The sequence below is a fragment of the Pseudomonas sp. SIMBA_068 genome, assembly GCF_046534705.1.
GTDB classification, from domain to species: Bacteria; Pseudomonadota; Gammaproteobacteria; order Pseudomonadales; family Pseudomonadaceae; genus Aquipseudomonas; species Aquipseudomonas putida.
Genome location: NZ_JAWRYI010001622.1, coordinates 1 through 237 on the forward strand (window position 1 = coordinate 1; position 237 = coordinate 237).

A 237-nucleotide genomic window follows, 5' to 3' on the forward strand; every position below is an offset into this window, starting at 1 on the left:
GCGCGTGCGGGCTACTTGCCGTCCTTCCTGGCCAAACTGTCGCGTTTTCAGACACCGCACCGGGCGATCATCGCCGGTGGCGTGGTCGGCATCGCCGCCATCTACAGCGATGGCCTGATCAACCTGGGCGGCATGACACTGACAGCGGCCATGATCACCATGGCGGTGTTCGGTGCCATCGTGATGTACATCATGAGCATGCTCAGCCTGTTCAAGCTGCGCAAGACCGAGCCACTG

Annotated in this window: 1 protein-coding gene; it reads left to right on the forward strand. The window is 62.0% G+C overall.

Translation table 11 applies throughout. The features are described from left to right. A partial coding sequence (locus SB756_RS35210; protein WP_410913900.1) for an amino acid permease occupies positions 1-237 on the forward strand: 237 nt, incomplete at both ends.